The sequence below is a fragment of the Pseudomonas frederiksbergensis genome (genome assembly GCF_017114915.1).
Taxonomy (GTDB): Bacteria; Pseudomonadota; Gammaproteobacteria; order Pseudomonadales; family Pseudomonadaceae; genus Aquipseudomonas; species Aquipseudomonas frederiksbergensis_I.
This window is the reverse complement of record NZ_JAAUOE010000004.1, coordinates 173,863-190,632: the sequence shown is the minus strand read 5'-3', so window position 1 is coordinate 190,632 and position 16,770 is coordinate 173,863. Positions and strand designations below refer to the sequence as shown.

General features: G+C 59.8%; 12 protein-coding genes. 5 read left to right on the top strand and 7 right to left on the bottom strand.

Annotation, left to right across the window (positions count from 1 at the left end):
* Positions 1-112: 112 nt before the first annotated feature.
* Both pcaK and pcaR read right to left on the bottom strand, forming a co-directional pair.
* Positions 113-1,459 (bottom strand): 4-hydroxybenzoate transporter PcaK, encoded by a 1,347-nt coding sequence (gene pcaK, locus HCU66_RS05110; protein WP_205887448.1) that lies wholly within the window; start codon positions 1,457-1,459, stop codon positions 113-115.
* Between the two features lie 289 nt (positions 1,460-1,748).
* Positions 1,749-2,591 (bottom strand): pca regulon transcriptional regulator PcaR, encoded by an 843-nt coding sequence (gene pcaR / locus HCU66_RS05105; RefSeq protein ID WP_105348389.1) that lies wholly within the window; start codon positions 2,589-2,591, stop codon positions 1,749-1,751.
* A 665-nt stretch (positions 2,592-3,256) separates the two neighbouring features.
* On the opposite strand from pcaR, the gene HCU66_RS05100 reads away from it, so the two are divergent.
* Together HCU66_RS05100 and HCU66_RS05095 are read left to right on the top strand one after the other, a co-directional pair.
* Entirely contained in the window at positions 3,257-3,457 is a 201-nt protein-coding gene (locus tag HCU66_RS05100) for a hypothetical protein (RefSeq protein ID WP_205887505.1), read from the top strand.
* A gap of 378 nt (positions 3,458-3,835) precedes the next feature.
* Complete coding sequence (locus tag HCU66_RS05095; protein ID WP_205887447.1) at positions 3,836-5,311, top strand: inorganic phosphate transporter; 1,476 nt, start codon at positions 3,836-3,838, stop codon at positions 5,309-5,311.
* A 257-nt stretch (positions 5,312-5,568) separates the two neighbouring features.
* Here the strand turns inward: HCU66_RS05095 and ccoM are convergent, their stop codons facing one another.
* From ccoM to HCU66_RS05085, 3 genes are all read right to left on the bottom strand, one after another.
* Complete coding sequence (gene ccoM, locus HCU66_RS27305; RefSeq protein ID WP_277397045.1) at positions 5,569-5,679, bottom strand: cytochrome c oxidase subunit CcoM; 111 nt, start codon at positions 5,677-5,679, stop codon at positions 5,569-5,571.
* Positions 5,680-5,823: 144 nt separating this feature from the next.
* Positions 5,824-5,985, bottom strand: a complete 162-nt coding sequence (locus tag HCU66_RS05090; RefSeq protein WP_007935839.1) for a hypothetical protein — start codon at positions 5,983-5,985, stop codon at positions 5,824-5,826.
* Positions 5,986-6,090: 105 nt separating this feature from the next.
* Positions 6,091-6,432, bottom strand: coding sequence for an aspartate-semialdehyde dehydrogenase (locus HCU66_RS05085; RefSeq protein ID WP_205887446.1), 342 nt, complete (start codon positions 6,430-6,432; stop codon positions 6,091-6,093).
* Between the two features lie 229 nt (positions 6,433-6,661).
* Here HCU66_RS05085 and rapA point away from each other — a divergent pair, with 229 nt between their 5' ends.
* Positions 6,662-9,508 (top strand): RNA polymerase-associated protein RapA, encoded by a 2,847-nt coding sequence (rapA, locus tag HCU66_RS05080; protein ID WP_205887445.1) that lies wholly within the window; start codon positions 6,662-6,664, stop codon positions 9,506-9,508.
* Between the two features lie 62 nt (positions 9,509-9,570).
* On the opposite strand, the gene HCU66_RS05075 is transcribed toward rapA, so the two are convergent.
* On the bottom strand, positions 9,571-10,923 hold the full coding sequence (locus HCU66_RS05075) for a spinster family MFS transporter (RefSeq protein ID WP_205887444.1): 1,353 nt from the start codon (positions 10,921-10,923) through the stop codon (positions 9,571-9,573).
* Between the two features lie 312 nt (positions 10,924-11,235).
* On the opposite strand from HCU66_RS05075, the gene HCU66_RS05070 reads away from it, so the two are divergent.
* Positions 11,236-13,518, top strand: a complete 2,283-nt coding sequence (locus HCU66_RS05070; protein WP_205887443.1) for a putative bifunctional diguanylate cyclase/phosphodiesterase — start codon at positions 11,236-11,238, stop codon at positions 13,516-13,518.
* On the opposite strand, the gene HCU66_RS05065 is transcribed toward HCU66_RS05070, so the two are convergent.
* Positions 13,409-14,305, bottom strand: a complete 897-nt coding sequence (locus HCU66_RS05065; protein WP_205887442.1) for an NAD(P)-dependent oxidoreductase — start codon at positions 14,303-14,305, stop codon at positions 13,409-13,411. The two genes, HCU66_RS05070 and HCU66_RS05065, sit on opposite strands and share 110 nt — an antisense overlap.
* Positions 14,306-14,502: 197 nt before the next feature.
* Between HCU66_RS05065 and HCU66_RS05060 the strand changes: the two genes are divergently transcribed.
* Positions 14,503-16,701: a hypothetical protein gene (locus HCU66_RS05060; protein ID WP_205887441.1), complete on the top strand. Its 2,199-nt coding sequence runs from the start codon at positions 14,503-14,505 to the stop codon at positions 16,699-16,701.
* The last annotated feature ends 69 nt before the right edge of the window (positions 16,702-16,770 follow it).

The window sequence follows — 16,770 nt, the reverse complement described above, 5'->3', positions numbered from 1 at the left end:
CACGCTCTGCGTGGGAATGCAGCCCGGGACGCTCCGCGTCCCAAAAGCGGACGCAGAGCGTCCATTGAGGCATTCCCACGCAGAGCGTGGGAACGATCGATCTCAAGCTGGATCAGGTCGCATCCGCATGGCTGACCATGCCCTTGATCACCACCGCCGTGGTCGCCAACGCGGCCGGAATCACCAGTGCCGTCAGCACCTGCTCGAAGTTCCAGCCCAGGCCAAGCAGCGTTGCGCCCATCCATGCCCCGAGGATCGCACCGAAGCGGCCAATCCCGAGCATCCATGACACACCGGTCGCCCGCCCTTGGGTCGGATAAAACCTCGCTGCCAGCGACGGCATCGCTGATTGCGCGCCGTTGACACACATCCCGGCCACCAGCACCAGGGTCGCCAGCACGGCGATGTTGCCCAGGCTCTGCCCTACCGCGTAGGCAAACACCCCGGCCAACAAGTAGAAAGTGCCGATGACCTTGTGCGGATTGAACCGGTCCATCGCCCAACCTACGCCCACTGCGCTCAATACCCCACCGAACTGGAACAGCGCACCAATGAACGCTGCCTGCTCCATGCTCGCGCCACTGTCACGCATCAGCGTCGGCAACCAACTGGTCAACAGATAAACAATCACCAGCCCCATGAAATACGTCAGCCACAGCAACAACGTGCCGGTGCTGAAAGTGCCGGAGAAGATCACCGCGAACACATTGCGTGCCTTCACGGTTTTCTGTTCCGGCACGCTGAAGCTCGACGCCTGGGCCACTGCCGCCGGGTCGATCGGCGCCAGGGCCTTGCGCACTTTGTCGGTGCCACGATTGCGCACCACCAGATAGCGCGCCGATTCCGGCAACCAGAACAGCAATACGACGGCGAGGATCAGCGGCAGAATCCCGCCGATCATCAACAGACTGTGCCAGCCGAAAGCCGGGATCAGTTTGGCCGAGATAAACCCGCCCCCGGCCATGCCAAGGTTGAAGCCGCAGAACATGCTGGTCACCAGCAGGGATTTCTTGCGTTCCGGGGTGTATTCGGACAGCAGCGTGGTGGCGTTCGGCATGCCGGCGCCCAGGCCCAGGCCAGTGAGGAAGCGCAGGACCAGCAGCTGATCGACATGGGTGCTGTAAGCGGAAGCCAGGCTGAAAACGCCGAACAACAACACCGCGCCCACCAGTACGACTTTTCGCCCGAAGCGGTCAGCCAACGGGCCAGAACCCAAGGCGCCGAAGACCATGCCGATCAGCGCCGCACTCATCACCGGGCCAAGACTGGCGCGATCGATGCCCCAGTCCTGGGACAGTGCCGGCGCGATAAAACCCATGGCCGCGGTGTCGAGGCCATCGAGGAAGACAATCAGGAAACACAGGATCACCACCCGCCATTGGTAGCGCGAAATGGGTTGAGCGTTGATGAAGGACTGCACGTCGAGGCAGTTTCCTAGAGCAGACTGAGGCTGGTTCATTATTTTTATTCCACGTAAAGAACGCAGTCGAACAGATGCCAGCCGGGGCTGACGTTGTCACAAGGAAAGGAGGTCGGGATCAGGCGATCCGGTTTCGGCAGTTAAACCGGTGGGAACAGCGACAGTCGGGAAACGTGCGCATGACGATTGCCTCTTCTCATTATTATCAGGGTCGTCGCCCGGCGGCTGACCAAGGCCAGCAGCGCCGGATGACGCTGCCGCGACATTAATGATCCAAGGGAAAGAGCGTCAATTCGATAAACGCGACTTCGTGCGTTTATCGAACAGCTTAGGCGAACAGCTGCGCGCTGAGATCTCGACTGGCGCTTAGCAGACCAGGCAAGAAACGTTGCTCCAGCTCGCTGCGGCTGACCCGGCCGGCGTGGGTGCTGACGTTCAGCGCCGCCACCACCTGGCCGGAAGCGTCGTACACAGGAACGGCTATCGAGCGCAGGCCCTGCTCCAGTTCCTGATCGACGATGCACCAGCCTTGTCGCCGTACCTCTTGCAGGCATTCGAGCAATGCCTCGGGGGTATGCAAGGTGCGACTGGTCTTGGCTTGCAGCTCTGCATGATCGAGGTACTCGCGCAACGACGTGTCGTCCAGCGCGGCGAGCAGAATCCTGCCCATGGAGGTGCAATAGGCCGGTAACCGTCCCCCCACCGAGAGGTCGACGGAAATCAGCCGCTGGGTGGTCGCCGAGCGAGCGATGTACAAAATGTCATCGCCTTCCAGCGTGGCCATGTTGCAGGCCTCGTGCAGTTGCTCACTCATGCGGTCCAGGTACGGCTGGGCAGATACCGCCAGCGGTGTCGACGACAAATAGGCATGGCCCAGGGTCAAGACTTTGGGCAGCAGCGAATAGGTACGCCCGTCGGTGGTGGCATAGCCGAGCTTGATCAGGGTGTGCAGGCAGCGTCGCACCGCGGCGCGGGGAATTTCCGTGCGATGGCTGATCTGCGCGATGGTCAGGTGCCGCTTGCGCTCCTGGAATGCTTGCACCACCGCCAGGCCACGGGCCAGGGAGGTCATGAAATCCGGGTCACCGGTCAAGGCCTGGATTCGCTTGGCGGGCGAGGCGACGATCGGCGGCGCCGCTGAAGCAAAGGAATTGCGCATTTGATCGTTCATATCAGATTGTTTCCCACACGGATCAGCGACTATTACAAGCGGCTCCCGGTCCGGCACACAAGCCATCGGCCGCCAGGATTGGGCGATTATCGAACCATGGGCCGATAATCGCAATCATATAGTGCGTGCAGTGAGCCTGCTGCCTTTCACTCTACTCGCAAAGGGTTGTTATTTTCGGTCACTGGCTTAAAGGAGGACGATGTAATAATTTGTCCGGCTTAATGGCGCCAGAAAGTCACCGCTGCAACTGGCACCTGCCCACCGTAGTTACCGGTAAAGTTGCGAGTGACAAAACAATCACACAGGGAGAACTACTTTTAACTCTCAAGAGATAGTGTTCTTTGGATCGACCGCTATAATGCATCTCAGTGGCGACCGGCTTTTTACCTGCCGACTCCGCCAACCGGCAGCGCAATATCCATTGCCGCTGTCCGCAGCAAGCGCCTGACGCTCATTTCGTATGCTCCGCCAACGCGCTCGCTGAAACAGGAGACTGATGCTACGTCAGCTGTTTTTCTCTGGTGCCGTGGCCGCCTGCAACAAGGAAGTATTGATTGCGCCGTGGGAACGATGCCGTATCAGGCATTGTCCTTTCGACGAGCATGGTCAATAAATCGATGCAGCGCGTTTCACCAGAATTAATCTCAACTCAATCAGGTAGCACTGTGACGAAAGACGAACTGCGCGCGGAACTTGAGCGCCAGGAACAACGTTACAAGGAAGTTTACGGCGGGGAAGTCACCACCTACGCCGCTCAGCCAGATCCCGAACGTAAACCCTGGCGTAAACGCGCCACCGTTCAGGATCAGGCCTTCACCCAGGAATTGCAGAAGATGGAAAAGGAACTCAAAGCCGAAGAGCCATGACCGCCTCGGTTTGTATCCTTTCAAGAGCCTGCGTCTGCACCCGTTAAAAGCGGGTTGTATCGATGATGCTTTTCGCGCCCGCTACAAGCGGGCGGCGGCCCCCTCCTCCAATTGGATGAGGAAAACGGCTCTTGTCTGACCTTCTTCTCAGATATTTCACACAAGCGTTCAAGCCTCTTGTCCCGACGAGAGAAACCCTTGCGGCTGCTGCCTTTCCAAGAAAATTCAATGACTTGTAAAACCCTGAAAAACCCTGGGGCTCAGGGGTTTGCCACAAATTAATTCGTTGAAGAATGTAACCGATGAGCAGCAAGTGCGTTGATTAGCAGTCTTTTCTGGCATAATCGCGCCCCCTTACGACCGGGTCAGAAAACCTTCATGATCGATTTATTCAGCGGACTGGATGCTTGGGTGCTCGTGAGCCTCTTCCTAGCCCTGGCCTTTGTCCTCGCCTTCGAGTTCATCAACGGCTTTCATGACACCGCAAACGCGGTGGCCACTGTTATCTACACCAAAGCCATGCCGCCCCATCTGGCGGTGTTCTTTTCCGGTGTGTTCAACTTCCTCGGCGTGCTGCTGGGCGGTGTCGGCGTGGCGTATGCCATCGTTCACCTGCTGCCGGTCGAACTGCTGATCAATGTGAACACCGGTCACGGACTGGCCATGGTGTTCTCGTTGCTCGCCGCCGCCATCACCTGGAACCTGGGCACCTGGTACTTCGGTATCCCGGCCTCCAGCTCCCATACGCTGATCGGTTCGATCCTCGGTGTCGGCCTGGCCAACGCCCTGATCAACGATATTCCGTTGGCCGACGGTGTGAACTGGCAGAAAGCGATCGATATCGGTGCGTCCCTGGTGTTCTCGCCGATGGCCGGCTTCCTGATCGCCGCCCTGGTGCTGATCAGCCTTAAATGGTGGCGTCCGCTGTCCAAGATGCACAAGACACCGGAACAGCGCCGCAAGATCGACGACAAGAAACATCCGCCGTTCTGGAACCGTCTGGTGCTGGTGATTTCGGCGATGGCAGTCAGCTTCGTGCACGGCTCGAACGATGGCCAGAAAGGTATCGGCCTGATCATGCTGGTGCTGATCGGTATCGTACCGGCACAGTTCGTCCTCGACCTGAACAGTACCACCTACCAGATCGAACGGACTCGCGATGCGACCCTGCACCTGAGCCAGTTCTACAAGCGCAATGCCGATACGCTGGGTGAATACCTGGCTTTGGGCAAGAGCATGAAAGGTGATCTGCCGGAGAAATTCCGTTGCAACCCGCAACAGACCGAACCGACCATTGCCGCCCTGCTCGACACCCTCAAAGGCGTAGCCGACTACCACTCGCTGCCGTCGGAAAGCCGCATCGAAGTGCGTCGCTACCTGCTCTGCCTGGACGACACGGCGAAGAAAGTCAGCAAGTTGCCTAGCCTCGCCGCTCGTGAAAAGGCTGACCTGGACAAGCTGCGCAAGGACCTGACCACCACCACCGAATACGCCCCGTTCTGGGTGATTCTGGCGGTCGCACTGGCCCTCGGCCTGGGTACCATGGTTGGCTGGAAACGCGTGGTACTGACCATCGGCGAGAAAATCGGCAAGCAAGGCATGACCTACGCCCAAGGCATGTCGGCGCAGATCACCACCGCGTGCATGATCGGCGCGGCCAACATCTTCAGCCTGCCGGTTTCCACCACCCACGTCCTGTCCTCGGGCGTGGCCGGCACCATGGTCGCCAACAAAAGCGGCCTGCAAGGCGGCACCGTCAGAACCATCCTGCTGGCCTGGGTCCTGACCCTGCCAGCCACCGTGGCCCTGTCGGCCGGCCTGTTCTGGCTGGCATCCAAGGCACTGGGTAGCTGATACACCGCTACTGAAAAAGGCGCGTTCCGTGAGGTTCGCGCCTTTTTTATTGCATTTCGGTAGTTAGATCGTTCCCACGCGCAGCAAAGGAATGCAGCCCGGGACGCTCCGCGTCCCTTTCGAGAACTGGAACGCGGAGTGTCCCTTGAGGCATTCCCACGCAGAGCGTGGGAACGATCGGATTCGCAGACAAAAAAAAGGGCAACCGAAGTTGCCCAAAATGCCTTGCGTGCTCATTGCTCCAGAAAGACCTGCGGTTATTTCCGCTTGTGCGAATCCTTCCAGATAAAAAATCCAAACCCTGCAAAAAACAGAACCATGAGGCCGACTGTCAGCACTCCGGCGATCACCACGTTGTCGAAAAACATGACTGGCCTCCTGCATTTGCCCTGTTGCGATGGGGCTAAGTTAACCAATCGGGCAGGAGAGAAAATTGACCGGGATCAATGCCGCCCGAGACAGGGCGTAAAGGAAGGGAAATAACTGACCCGCATCAACAGATGCAGGGTGTTTCAACGCTTTTTCGGTTTGTTCTTCGGCTTTTTCTTCGCTTTGCCCAACGGCATCGCCTGCTCAAACGCCTGACGCACTTCGTTCAGGCGCTTTTCATTGAGGTCATGAACCCGCTTGGCACGTTCAGAGTTAAGGTCGATCAGCTTGTCATCTTGGCTCATGGCGTTCAGTGCATCGCTTGGAAATGAATTCAGCTGCCGGCTAAAGGCGACAGGATTGCGCCAATAATGCGGTCTGGCGCGGGCGCTGACCAGTGATCCGACACTTCAGATCTCGATATCGACCCATAAACCCTGACGCGGCTGATTCTCCATCAATGGCACCACCGGCACGGTGTTGTCAGCATTAAGCTCATCACCGGGGATCGCCAGGTGTTCTTCAGGGTCCTCATCGGCCTCACGACGGCGTCGCTCCTGTTCCTGCCGCCGACGCTGTTCCTCGCGCAACTGCAGGCCCGCCTCTTCCGGGTCGCGCTTTTGCAGGTCGATGGTGCTTTCGTTCGAGCTTTCCTGCACCGGCACCACGGGCGGAATATCCGGGCGCTGGCGGATCGGGTCCTGCTGTGAAGTGATCGGCACGGCGCTCAAGGGGAGCATCGGTGGCAGCATATTATGAGTCTCCTGTCAGCAGGCTGTCGGCTGCGGGGATGGCGACTTGAGCCATCGGTCGCAAACTTGTGACCCACTTGGCACCGTAGGAGCTGGCGCAGCCTGCGATCTTTTGATCCTGGATCCTGAAAAGATCGCAGCCTTCGGCGGCTCCTACACACGTAAACCTTTGGTCCGGGGCCTGATTCCGTTAAGATAGCCCGCTTTTTCAAGGTGGGAGTCAGGCAGCATGGCGCAGCAGTATCAACCGGGGCAACGCTGGATCAGTGACAGCGAAGCCGAGCTGGGTTTAGGCACCGTTCTGGCACAGGACGGCCGCTTGTTGACCGTGCTCTACCCGGCCACTGGCGACACTCGCCAGTACGCGCTACGGAATGCGCCCCTCACCCGCGTGCGGTTTTCGCCGGGTGACTCGATCACTCACTTCGAAGGCTGGAAACTGACCGTACAGGAAGTCGACGACGTCGACGGCCTGCTGGTCTACCACGGCCTCAACGGGCAGAACGAAGTGGTCACCCTGCCGGAAACCCAGCTGTCGAACTTCATTCAGTTCCGACTGGCCAGCGACCGTCTGTTCGCCGGCCAGATCGACCCGCTGGCCTGGTTCTCCCTGCGTTATCACACCCTGGAACACACCAGCCGTCAGTTGCAGTCCTCCCTTTGGGGCCTGGGCGGCGTGCGCGCGCAACCGATCGCGCACCAGTTGCACATCGCCCGTGAAGTCGCCGACCGCATTGCGCCGCGGGTTCTGCTGGCCGACGAAGTGGGCCTGGGCAAGACCATCGAAGCCGGTCTGGTGATCCATCGCCAACTGCTCTCGGGCCGCGCCAATCGCGTGCTGATCCTGGTGCCGGAAAACCTCCAGCACCAGTGGCTGGTGGAAATGCGCCGCCGCTTCAACCTGCAAGTTGCGCTGTTTGATGAAGAACGCTTCATCGAAAGCGATGCCTCCAACCCGTTCGAAGACACCCAGCTCGCCCTGGTGGCGCTCGAATGGCTGGTGGACGACGAGAAAGCCCAGGACGCGCTGTTCGCCGCCGGCTGGGATTTGCTGGTGGTCGACGAAGCGCACCACCTGGTGTGGCACGAAGACCAGATCAGCCCTGAGTACTCCCTGGTCGAGCAGCTGGCTGAAACGATCCCGGGCGTATTGCTGCTGACCGCAACCCCGGAACAACTGGGCCAGGACAGCCACTTCGCCCGTCTGCGCCTGCTCGACCCGAACCGTTTCCATGACCTGCAAGCCTTCCGCGCCGAGAGCGACAACTATCGCCCGGTGGCCGAAGCCGTTCAGGAGTTGCTGGATAAGGGGCGCCTGTCGCCTGAAGCGCACAAAACCATTCATGGCTTCCTCGGCAACGAAGGCGAAGCCCTGCTGAGCGCCGTCAATGATGGCGATGCCGAAGCCAGCGCCCGCCTGGTGCGCGAACTGCTGGACCGCCATGGCACAGGCCGCGTGCTGTTCCGTAATACCCGCGCCGCCGTGCAGGGTTTCCCGGAGCGCAAGCTGCACCCGTACCCACTGCCGTGCCCGGACGAATACCTCGAACTGCCTCTGGGCGATCACGCCGAGCTGTACCCGGAAGTCAGCTTCCAGGCCCAGCCGGACGCCAACGAAGAAGAACGCTGGTGGAAATTCGACCCGCGTGTCGAGTGGCTGATCGACACCCTGAAAATGCTCAAGCGCACCAAAGTGCTGGTGATCTGCGCCCACGCCGAAACCGCCATGGACCTGGAAGACGCCCTGCGCGTGCGTTCCGGCATTCCGGCCACGGTCTTCCACGAGGGCATGAACATCCTCGAGCGTGACCGCGCCGCCGCTTACTTCGCCGACGAAGAATTCGGCGCTCAGGTGCTGATCTGCTCGGAAATCGGCAGTGAAGGTCGCAACTTCCAGTTCTCGCACCACTTGGTGCTTTTCGATCTGCCGTCGCACCCGGACCTGCTGGAGCAGCGCATCGGGCGTCTCGACCGGATCGGCCAGAAGCACGTCATCGAACTGCACGTGCCGTACCTGGAAACCAGCCCGCAAGAGCGGCTGTTCCAGTGGTACCACGAAGCGCTGAACGCGTTCCTCAACACCTGCCCGACCGGCAACGCCTTGCAGCATCAGTTCGGCCCACGCCTGCTGCCGCTGCTGGAAGAGGCCGACGAGGGCGAGTGGCAAGCGCTGATCGACGAGGCCCGCGCCGAGCGTGAGCGTCTGGAGGCCGAGCTGCACACCGGTCGCGACCGCTTGCTGGAACTCAACTCCGGCGGTGCGGGCGAAGGTGATGCACTGGTCGAAGCGATCCTCGAACAGGACGATCAATTCGCCCTGCCGATCTACATGGAAACCCTGTTCGACGCCTTCGGCATCGACAGCGAAGACCATTCGGAAAACGCGCTGATCCTCAAGCCAAGCGAAAAAATGCTCGACGCCAGTTTCCCGCTGGGCGACGACGAAGGCGTGACCATCACCTACGATCGCAACCAGGCGCTGTCTCGCGAAGACATGCAGTTCATCACCTGGGAACACCCGATGGTTCAGGGCGGCATGGACCTGGTCCTGTCCGGCTCGATGGGCAACACCGCCGTGGCGTTGATCAAGAATAAGGCCCTGAAACCGGGCACCGTGTTGCTGGAACTGCTCTACGTCAGCGAAGTGGTTGCCCCGCGTTCGCTGCAACTGGGCCGTTACCTGCCGCCGGCCGCCCTGCGCTGCCTGCTCGATGCCAACGGCAACGACCTGTCCGCCCGTGTGTCGTTCGAAACCCTGAACGATCAACTGGAAAGCGTGCCCCGCGCCAGCGCCAACAAGTTCATCCAGGCCCAGCGCGACCAGCTGACGCCACGGATCAACGCCGGCGAAGAGAAGATCACCCCGCGTCACGCCGAGCGCGTGGCCGAGGCGCAACGTCGCCTGGCGGCCGATACCGACGAAGAGCTGGCGCGCCTGACCGCCTTGCAAGCGGTCAACCCGACCGTGCGCGACAGCGAACTGGTTGCCCTGCGCAAGCTGCGTGAGCAAGGCCTGGCCATGCTCGACAAGGCGGCACTGCGACTGGAAGCGATCCGGGTGTTGGTGGCGGGTTAATCCCTGCCCTGCCCCGTCAAAACAAAAGGCCCGCAGCGATGCGGGCCTTTTTGCTTTTGATCTTAAACCGCGGGCGCCGCCACAATCCCTGGCTCATCCACCGCCACCAACCCCTCTTTCATCCGCTTGGCATCCCGAACGAAACACCGCGATGCCAAAAACAGAAACACCATTGTCAGAAACAACGCCACCGGAATCAGGTACATCGCGTCATGCAGGCCGACAGCCTTGAACGCCTCGGTCATCTGTTCGGCACCCGCCGAGAGCATCGCGGCATGGGCGAAGTGATCGGACAGTCCGCCCACCACCACCGGCCCCAAGCCACCTCCCAACAGATACAACCCGGCAAAGAACAACGCCATCGCCGTCGCCCGCAAGCGCGGCTCGACCACGTCCTGAATCGCCGTGTAGACGCAGGTGTAGAAGTTGTAGGCGAACAACCAGCCCAAGCTGAACACCGCGACAAACACCCCGATCTCGATCCGCCCGGCATGCAGCGCCCAGGCTGTGCACAACGTCGAAATGATCAGGCTGAACCCGGCGAACAGCAGTCGCCCGTTGGCCACCCGCTGGTGAATCTTGTCGGCAATCCAGCCGCCGAGTGTCAGGCCAAATAACCCGGTCACTCCGACGATCACCCCGGTCGCCACCGCGGCGTCCTGCAACGGCATCAGGAAATAACGCTGCAGCATCGGCACCAGAAACGAGTTGCAGGCATACGTGGCGAAGTTGAAGCACAGCCCCGCCATCACCAGCCACAAAAACGTCGGCACCGCCAGGACTCGACGGATCGGTCGGTCCACGCGCTCCTGAGACACTTGCACGCTTTCCGCGGCGCCGCGTTTCGGCTCTTTGATGAAGAACATGAAGACCGCCAGGATCAGCCCCGGTACTGCCGCAATGAAGAACGGCGCCCGCCAGCTGTCGAACGCCTTGACCATCGCGCCAATGGTGAAGAACGCCAGCAGCAGGCCCAACGGCAAGCCGAGCATGAAAATGCCCATGGCCCGCGCCCGACGGTGAGCCGGGAACAGATCGCCGATCAGCGAGTTGGCGGCCGGTGCGTAACTGGCCTCACCAATGCCGATGCCCATGCGCACGATCAGGAAACTCCAGAAACTGCCCACCAGCCCGTTGACCGCCGTCAGCCCGCTCCACGTCGCCAGGCCCCAGCCCATCAGTTTGCTGCGCGAGCCGGTATCGGCCATTCGTCCCAGGGGCAGCCCGGCAATGGCGTAGACAATGGTGAACGCCGTTCCAATGATCCCTAGCTGAAAGTCGCTGAGGTGCCACTCCATCCGGATCGGCTCGATGATGATGGCCGGGATGGTGCGGTCAAAGAAGTTGAACAGGTTGGCCAGGAACAGCAGGAACAGAATGCGCCAGGCATTCGCCGCTTGGGTCGAGTTCTGCATGGGTCCGTCTCTTTTATTGTTATTGGGGCTTCACTGCCAACGCATTCGAGCCCGGAACTGTCAATCTAGTCAGGCCCGCCAGCGCTGTCTGTCATTATTCGTAAGGCTGATATCCGTCCATGGGAGTCAGCGCGGCCCATGCAACAATTTATTTCCAAATAGTTCTATTTATTCCCAATTATTCTAAAGGCCCTTCCAAAAACATAGACACTATTATGCCATCACGCCTTGCACTCTATGCATGGCCTCTATACTCCCACCATTCGTCGGCGTGAATGACGCAGGCCTGGATGACTCAAGACAGGACACGCTATGGAGTGGCTTGGTTTGCATTTCATGACCGGGCTGCCGGAGAGCGGGCAGGTCATACTCAATTGCACCCATAACCCGTTTCTGGTGTTGCTGGCCTATCTGGTCGCCTGCACGGCCGGTTTCGCCACGCTGGACATGACCGAACGGGTCGGGCATGTGGAAAAATCCGCCTCCCAGCGACTCTGGCGCTGGGTCGGCGCCGGGTGCCTGGCAGGCGGTATCTGGTCCATGCATTTCATCAGCATGCTGGCGTTCCAGGCGCCGATCGAAATCCAGTACCACCTGCCCACCACCCTGATCTCGCTGTTGTTCGCCCTCACCGCCTCATGGCTGGCCATGCACACGCTCAGCCATCCTCAGCTGAATTTCTGGCAATACCTGCGGGCCGCGGTGTGGATCGGCCTGGGCATCGCGACCATGCACTACGTGGGCATGGCCGCCCTGCGGTCGAATGCGCTGATCTATTACCAACCCGTCCTGTTCGCCCTCTCCATCGTGATCGCCATCGGCGCCAGCCTGGCTGCCCTGTTGATTTCCAGTCACTTGCGCGACGGCACCGGCCTGCTTCATCAAGTGCTCAAATACACCGCCAGCCTGGTACTCGGGGCCGGCATCGTCAGCATGCACTTCACCGGCATGGCGTCGCTCAATCTGGTGCTGCCCGACGACAGCCTTCAACCGCTGCCCGGCAACAACAATCACCTGCAACTGGGACTGACTGTTGCGGTAATGACACTGCTGATCATCGGCAGCAGCATCAGTGCCGCACTCGCGGACAAGAAACTGCAACACAAGGAGTCCGACCTGCAGCGGGTCAACGCCCTGCTCAGCCAACTGGATCAGGCACGCCTGTCGCTGCAGCAAGTGGCGCACTACGACCCCTTGACCAACCTGCTCAACCGCCGGGGCTTCAACCAGGTCTTCGCCGAGAAACTCATCGAGAAAGCCTACGAAGGCGGCATGTTGGCGGTGATGTTCCTCGACATTGACCACTTCAAGCGGATCAACGACAGCCTGGGCCATGACGCCGGCGACGAACTGCTCAAAGTCCTGGCCAGCCACATCAAGGCTTCGGTACGTGGCCACGAAGACGTGGTGGCACGCTTCGGAGGCGACGAATTCTGCATCCTCATCAGCCTGCATGACCGTGAAGAAGCGCGGCAAATGGCCCAACGCATCATGCTGAAAATGAAGGACCCCATCGAGTTGTCCGGACGGCGCATGGTCATGACCACCAGCATCGGCATCAGCCTGTTTCCGGAAGATGGCAAGACCTGCGAGGAACTGCTGAAGAGTGCCGACCTGGCGCTGTATCAGTCCAAGGGCAGTGGTCGTAACGGGCTGCACTTTTTCAGTTCAAACCTGAAAACCCGCGCCACCCTGGAGTTGCAACTCGAAGAAGAACTGCGTTACGCCCTGCGCGAAGACACCGGGTTGATACTGTATTACCAACCGATCTATGACCTGAAAAACGCTCAGGTCAGCAAACTTGAGGCGCTGATTCGCTGGCAACACCCGGTTCATGGGCTGCTGACACCGGACCGGTTCATCGCCATCGCCGAGGCCAACGACCTGATCGCCGAACTGGACAACTGGGTGCTGCGCAAGGCCTGCGAAGACCTGGGTGAGCTGTCCCGCCAAGGTTGCGACGACCTCAAGATCGCGGTGAATTGTTCACCCCTGAACCTGGCACGAGAAGAACTGGCCGATGAAATCGAATACGCCTTGCGCGTCTGCGGGGTGGCGCCACAGCGGCTGGAACTGGAAGTGACCGAAAACGCGCTGATGGGCAATATTTCCAATACCCTGGTGTTGCTGCGGCAGATTCGCGCCCTTGGGGTCTCGTTGTCGATCGACGACTTCGGCACCGGCTATTCATCCCTGGCCTACCTCAGGCGCCTGCCGTTAAACACGCTGAAGATCGACCGCTCATTCCTTCAGGATATCCCCAAGGCCACCCAGGACATGGAGATCGTCCAGGCCATTATCGTCATGGCCCACACCCTGCATTTGCAGGTCGTCACCGAAGGCGTCGAGACCTTCGAGCAATACGACTTTCTCGAACGCCACGGCTGTGATTTCGTTCAGGGCCACCTGCTCAGCCGTCCGGTGCCGCTGGCTGAGTTGCGTCCGGTGCTGGCCGACATCAACCAGCGCAAGCACGCGCACTCCGTCAATCCGTTGAGCCTGGCTCACGGTACAACTGCACTAACGTCGACGGATCCTTTTCCAGGAACCCCTGCCCCCCATGGAGGCGCATCAGTTGTGCGGCCAATCCGCTGATCGGCGTGGCCGAACCTTGTTCGCGGGAAAACTTCACGGCGGTGTCGAGATCCTTGAGCAGCGTGCGTACGTGCCATTTCACCGGCTCGAAACGGCTTTCGGCCATTAGCGGCGCGAGAATCTGCAACGGCTTTGAATCGGCAAAACCGCCGGCCAGCGCCTCGGCGATCAGGCGGGCATCGACCCCGGAACGCTCGGCCAGGGCCACCACTTCGGCAATGACCAAGGCGTTGCAGGCAACGATCATCTGGTTACAGGCCTTGGTCACCTGCCCCGCGCCGACAGCGCCCATGTGGGTGACGCGCTGGCCAAGGGTCAGCAACACCGGCCGCACACGCGCAAGGTCTGCCGCCTCGCCACCCACCATGATCGCCAGGCTGCCGGCCTCGGCACCGACCACTCCGCCGGACACCGGCGCATCGAGCCAACTCATGCCGGTTTTACTGACCAATGCTGCTGACATTTCCCGCGTCGCTGTGGGTTCCAGGCTGGAAAAATCCACCAGCAACTGGCCGCTTTTCGCCCCCTCGGCAATGCCCACCGCACCGAACACCACCTCGCGAACAACGCTAGTATCGGCCAGACACAACATCACCACGTCAGCGTGCTGACACAGCTCGGCCGGTGTCGCCACTTGCCGCGCTCCGGCCTCGACCAGCACCGCGCACTTGGCCGGGTTGCGATTCCACACCGTCAGCGGATAACCGGCCGCCAACAGGCGTCGGCACATCGGCAAACCCATCAGGCCGACTCCGGCGAACCCTAGCGCAGGCAACGTTGCCATCATTTAGCCTCCTTTTGATTAAAGATCATCGAATAGTGGCCGATTCATCATGGTTAAGGAAAGCAATCCCCCGAGCGATGTTCAGGCCAAGGCCCTGACGCTTGGGCCACATTCGCGCTACAAAAAGACGCGAGATCCCATTCCGTGATGACTCGATGACACTTGTCGCCGAGCCGACCAGTCCAGGTATATGGCGCACAATGACTTCTAAAAACAATCCGGCCACCGCGGTATCCGACCTGACCCTGAGCCCCGCGGCGAACAGCCCCTCAGCGTCGAAGCCATTGACCCCGTCGCGTCCACTGTCGACTCAGCAATACCTGTACTTCACCGAAACCAATACCGACCGCATCCTCGACAACCTCGACGGCCTGCGCGACCTGGTGTTCCCGCGCCCGCCCCATCTGGAAGACGACAACGAACAGCACAACGACCAGCAATTCCCGTCGGTGTGCCTGATCGGCCTGGGCCGCTGCGGTTCGAACATCGCGCTGGACGTGGCGGAGCTGGTGTACAACGCCCGCAAGTTCTACCTCAACGAATTCAACAACGAAGATCGTCTGTCGCCGGACAAGCGCTACGCCGAAAAGGGCTACAGCCCGGCGCAGTGGATTCGCAACAACCTGCGCCTGGGGCCGAACAAGGCCAGCAAACCGGTGTTCCTGGTCGAACCGCTGGTGATGCTCGGCGACCTGGACAAAGACATCGCCGGCCGCATCCGCTTCTCGCGCAAAGGCGAAAAAAGCGGTTTTCTGCGCGACTACAGCAAAATGAAAATCATGGACTTGTCGGAAGTCCACGCCGGTGGCGCCGGTAACGCGCCGATCCTCGGTCAGTACCTGGCCAAGATCATCCTGAACAAGGACACCCAGCGCTTCTCCAGCCCCGACTGGAAGATGATCCACTCGTACCTGATCGACAGCTGCGGGATCAAGGCCAACCAGTCGCGCCTGTATTTTTCGATTTTCAGCGCCGGCGGCGGTACCGGTTCGGGCATGGCCTCGGAATTCGGCCTGGCCCAGCAACACTCGTACATGAACAAGACGTTCGACACCAAGCCGATGGATGAGCACGACGGCAAAAGTGGTCATTCCTTCGTCTTCGAGCCGATCTTCACCAGCGGCATCTGCGTACTGCCGAACATTTCCGATCACCGCAGTGAAATGTCCGAGGCGCTGCACATCAACGCCGGTCGTTTGCTGTGCAAATACCTGTCGGAAGAGTGGGACTTCTCCTACAACTTCGCCAACGAAGACAGCAGCGAAGCCAGCGTCATGGGCCGAATCCGCCCATGGAACGCGATGATGCTGATCTCCAACGACATCATGCGTTATGCCGAAGAAAGCGATGACGGCAACATCCAGAACATCGACGTCAACGCGATGGAAAAGCACGCCAACCAGTACATCTCACAACAGATCTTCAATATTCTGACGGCACAGGCGGTGACCACCGACTACGACCAGAACTATTTCCGTCGCGCCGGCATCGACATCGGCGAAACCATTCGCCTGGACGCCAACGACCTGTTCATGAGCCTGGCCGGCCCCGTGGCGATTGCCTACGCCGAGTCCGTGGTGCCGGAAACCCCGCCGCCGAGCAGCGACAAATTCAAGGTGTTCGAGAAAGAGCCGCAACGTCTGAACATCGACGACCTGTTTTTCCGCTCCATCGACCTGCCGCACTTCAACAAGGTCACCCAGGCGATCGAAGGCATCAGCCTGTTGCCGATCGAGTCCAAGCGCTATCGCGCCTCGCTTGAGCAGTACAAGAATTCGGGCTATGACGCGGCCGCATTGCACGACCTGCACTTCTTCAAGAACTGCTCGTCGGTGGTGTCGATCGTGTCCTTACCCAAAGACTACAAGCTGTCTTACATGGACCTGAACCGGTTGAAGACCCACCTCAACAGCCTGTTCCCCAACACCACGCTCAAGCGTTATGCGCTGGTGATCGGCGCCTCGGCCAACCTGTCGCTGACCACCCTGATCGCCAAGAGCCCGTGTCTGTCGGACGACTTCCTGACGTTGATCGTGGCGTTCATCAAACGTTGCTTCGCGAAAAATCCATACCGCTTCGATGACACCCTGGACAACTCGATCCTGGACTTCATCATCAATGAAGACTTCGACGAAGACCGGATCGATGACTTGCTGAACGAATTCGAAAACCCGGCGAAGATCCTCGATACCAACTGGTACGCGATCAAACCGATGTACGAGAAGAAGTACCGCGAGCTGATCAATGACAAGGACAAGTTTGTCTCGATCAATGACATTCGTTTGTCGCGCGATTGCGTGAAGAAGGCGATCAAGTACCTGCGCGAGATCTACCGTCACCGGATTGGCAAGACCAAGGTTATTTCGCTGAATAACCATACGGGCAAAACGGCTTATTGAGGTCGNCCGGGCTGCGTTCCCACGCAGAGCGTGGGAACGATCACAAACATCCAGAAACAATTAAGCAGC